The 4108-nt window shown below is 75.6% G+C and carries 2 protein-coding genes and 1 pseudogene; all 3 read left to right on the top strand.

The annotated features are described in order from the left end of the window. Positions 1-464 (top strand): annotated as a pseudogene (locus MHW47_RS32830) (hypothetical protein); the annotation flags it as partial. Between the two features lie 28 nt (positions 465-492). Then, a complete protein-coding gene (locus MHW47_RS32825) occupies positions 493-1680 on the top strand; it encodes a hypothetical protein (RefSeq protein ID WP_239227492.1) in 1188 nt (395 codons plus the stop codon). After that, a partial coding sequence (locus MHW47_RS32820; RefSeq protein ID WP_239227491.1) for a hypothetical protein occupies positions 1677-4108 on the top strand: 2432 nt, incomplete at its 3' end. The genes MHW47_RS32825 and MHW47_RS32820, both read left to right, overlap by 4 nt.

The raw sequence follows: 4108 nt of genomic DNA, 5'->3' as shown, positions 1-4108 counted from the left end.
TGGCCGCACTCGCCGGCTGGCGGCCCGCCCGCCGCGCCCAGGACACCGCCTCCTCGCTGGAGGACGCCCTCAAGGAAGTGGGCCGCCTGGTGAAGGGCGGCCGGGCCCGCCCGGCGGACGGCACCCGCACCGAACGCGTCCTGCTCGTCGTCGGCCGCCGCCCGCCCGGACTGCCCGAGCAGCACGAGGTGGTGCCCTCCTGCCCGCTCGGCGCCGACTGGCGCGGCGAACTCGACGCCCTGCGCGCCCGGGGCATCCGCGTCCTGGCCCGCGCGGACCCGGACACCGGCGGCGAGCGGGGGCCCGTACAGCACTACACCGCGGCCGCCTGGGACGCCCTCGGGGCCGGCGGCTCCTTCCGGCCCGGCACCGACACGGCGGACGACGTGGCCGACACCCTCGCCCCGCCCTGGCGGTGGGACGGCCTGCCCTGCCCGCTGGCCCTCGCGACCCCGCTGCTGTGACCGACCGCTCCGGTACGAGGAGAGACACATGAACGATCCGTACTACGACCCCAACGAGCCCCCGCAGGACGCGGTCGGGCGCTCCGAACCCCCCGGCCCGCCCCCCTCGTCCTCCGACCCCGAGGCCACCACCACGCCCTGGGGCACCCTCCCGCCGCGGCCCGACGCCGCCCCCGACTTCGCGCCCGGACCGGGCGGGCCCTCGTACTCCGCGATGGACGGCCACCTCGAACCCCTGCCCATCCCGGTCGCGCCCACCGGCGTGGAGAACCCCGCCACCGACCGGGTCCGCATCGGGCTGTGGGGCGCACCCCGCTCCGGCAAGACCACCTACCTCGCCTCCATGGCCATCGCGGCCATGCAGCAGCAGCGCCACAGCCGCTCCAACTGGGTCGTCGGCGGCATGAACCCCGAATCCATCGAGTTCCTCAACGACGGCGTCACCCAGCTGGCGATCCGCCGCGTCTTCCCGGAGGCCACCGTGGGCCTCCAGCCGCTGTCCTGGTCCTTCCAGGGCGAGGAACCGAAGGCCGGGCCGTTCAAGAAGAGCAGGGAGACCGGCTTCATCCTGGAGGTCCAGGACGTCACCGGCGAGGCGTACCGGGGCGACGAGGCCAACGCCCTGCGGCCCAGGGTCCTGGACCAGCTGGCCCGCTCCCAGGGCCTGATCTACCTCTTCGACCCGCTGCTCGACAGCCAGCGGGCCGGCGAGGGCCTCAACTTCCTGTACTCGATGCTCACCGAGCTGAACGCCCGCGTCCGGGACGCCGGCAAGCTCTACCGCAACCGGCTGCCGCACCACGTCTCGGTGTGCATCACCAAGTTCGACGACCCCGAGGTGTTCCGCCCCGCCGTGGAGGCGGGCTGGGTGACGCAGAGCCAGGAGGGCAACCGGCTGCCGCGCGTCCCCGACGAGCAGGCCGCCCGCTTCTTCCAGTGGATGTGCGACGACGTGCGCGGCGCCAGCGCCCGCCTCGTGCGCGACGGCCTGGCCAACTTCTTCCACCCGTCCCGCATCTCGTACTACGCCACCTCCGCCATCGGCTTCCGGCTCAACCCGCAGAACGTCTTCGACTACCGCAACTACCTGAACGTCGAGGTGGTGGACGGCGTACGCCGCATCTGCACCTCGCCCGTCCCCATCAACGTGCTGGAACCGCTGATCGACCTCGAGAAGCGCATCCGGTCCGTCAACGCGAAGCCGTGGCAGCGGTGAGCGAGGACCCGAACCCGAACACGGCACCACTGCCCGCCGAGTGGGCCGTCCTGGGCAAGCGGGCGGGCCGCAGCATGGGCTACGAGGTACTGGACGGCAGCCTGCCGGGGGACAGGGCCCAGCGCTACCTGTGGAGCGCCACCACCGGCACGCCGGACGGCCGCGACCCGGCCGGCAGCCTGCCCTGGCGCGTCTTCCTCTCCACGGCCGACGGCGAGGACCGCCCCGTGTGCGCGGTCGTCGACACCACCTGGGACGGCTCCAAGGACGGCACCGGCACGGCGAGCTACACCTGGCGGCTGCTGCTCGCAGAATGGCAGCCCGCCAGCCGGGCCGGCGTGACCTGGACCTCGCTCGACCGCGCCGCCGCGCACACCGAACCCGTGCCCGGCGCCGAACTCGTCCTGCGCACCGAACGCACCCCGGCCGCCGAACTCGCCGCCACCGTCGACCGGCTGGGCTTCGAGTGGGCCGCCGGCATGGCCGCCCTCCTGCTCGACGGCCGGCACCTCGTCATCACCGCGCCGCGCGGCACCACCCTCCCCGGCATCGACGAACGGGTCCGGGCGCTCGACGCGATCTGCGCCCTGCTGCCGTACGGCTGCCGCACCTGGCTCAGCGGCGCCACCTGGGCCGGCAAGACCGAGCACGGGCTGCGCCTGGTGTTCGCCGCGTCCGCCCGCTCCGGCCAGCTGGAGACCCCGCTCGGCAGCGGCCGCCCCCCGGCCCCCGGCGGCGACACCGCCCGCACCTACCTCGCCGAACTCACCCGGGTCCGGGCCAAACGCGAATCGACCGCCGACGTCGTCGCCCACCTCCTCGCCGCCACCGCCCCGCTCCCGCTGCGCGAGGGCGCCGACGCGGTGCGGGTACTGCGCGAACTCGACCTCCTCGACTCCGTACTGGACTCCGTCCGGCAGGGCCGGGGCCAGGTGGAGGAGGTCGGCCGGCTGCTCGCCCTGCACGCCCTGGACACCCTGGACGAGGGGCGGCAGCGGGAACTGGCCGTCTTCCTCGCCAACACCGCCGCCCGCCCCGACGACGGCACTGCCGCCGCCCTCCTCGTCCGCCACCGGACCCCGCGCCTGCCGGACCTGCTGGCCGCCGAGGTCCTCTCCCGGCCCGCGTCCAAGGAGACGTTCCAGCTGGCCAGGTCCTACCTGCGGCTGACCCAGCAACTGGAGGCGGCCGGCCACCCCGCCGTGTTCGGCCGCCTGTTCACCGCCCTGGCGACCGCACCCGGCTACGACCCCGCCTGGGCCGGGCAGCTCGCCTACATGGTGGAGAAGGAGTACGGATACTCCACCGACGCCGTCGACCGGGTCCTGACCGGCGTCCCGGAGGCCGGCACCGCCTGGCTCAAGGGGCTGCTCAGCAACCGGGCCCGCGAACTGCGCCCGCTGGACCGGCTGCTGTCCGCGGTGTCCGCCCCCGGCGGCGGACCCGTCCCCGGCTGGCTGCGCTTCGCCGGAGCGCTCACCGGCCACCCCACCGCCGGCGAGGTCACCGAGGCCGACGCCGCCGCGTTCGTCGGGGACAACGAGGAGGCCTGGCGCATCGCGCTGGAGACCGCCCGCGACCACGGCCGGCCGGGGATCGTCCGCCCGCTCTGGCCGGTCCTGCGCACCGCCCTGGAGAGCGGTCGGCACCCCGGACTGCCCGCGCTCCTGGAGGAACTGGCCCCGCCGGGTGCCCCCGGACTCACCCCGGAGGCCGCCGCCGACGCCGACCTGCTGTGGCTGATCGGCCGCGCCGCCCTGCCCGGCCCCCCGCCCACGACCCCACCTCCCCGGCTGCGCGCCCTCACCGACGGCGCCCCCGCGCTCGACCGGTACGCCGACGCCCTGGTGGCCCGCTGCGACCCCGACCCGGCCCTGCGCGACCGGGCGATCGCCGCCCTCCTGGGGGAGCGGCCGGACCCCGTGCACGGCTGGCCCGTCCTCACCCGCTGGATGCGGCACCGGCCCAGCAGCGAGGCCACCGTCCGCGAGGAACTGGCCCGGCGGCTCATGACCCCGGGCTACGCCCCCTGGCTCGAACTCGACCTGCCCACCGACCTGGTGGACGGCCTGGAACGCGCCGGACTCGCCTGGATCGGCGCGGTACGGCGGCTGCGCCTCGCCTACACCGCCCGCGTGCCCCTGGCGGAACTCGCCGGGATCATCGTCGCCGGCTGCCCGCACCGCGCGGTGACCGGCCGACTGCTGGACGAGATCGCCGCCGTCCTGACCGCGCGCGGCCCCGGGTTCGCCTTCACGCTGACCCTGGAACTGGACCGGAAACTGCCCGGCCTCGGCCTCGCCCTGTACCAGGCACTGGGCCGGGACGCCCGGTTCGGGGAACTGCGCACCCGGCTCATCCGGTTCAGCCACGAGGAGGAGGCCCGCCACCGCCGGATCATCGGCGCCCTCAGCGGCCCGGCCGCCCC

It is taken from the genome of Streptomyces sp. OfavH-34-F, from assembly GCF_022347745.1.
Lineage (GTDB): Bacteria > Actinomycetota > Actinomycetes > Streptomycetales > Streptomycetaceae > Streptomyces.
This window is presented reverse-complemented; position numbering and strand designations above follow the sequence as displayed.

Bases quoted from the DNA above. Each gene is read 5' to 3' on its own strand.
- MHW47_RS32825 (WP_239227492.1), top strand. From the start codon at position 493: ATGAACGATCCGTACTACGACCCCAACGAGCCCCCGCAGGACGCGGTC.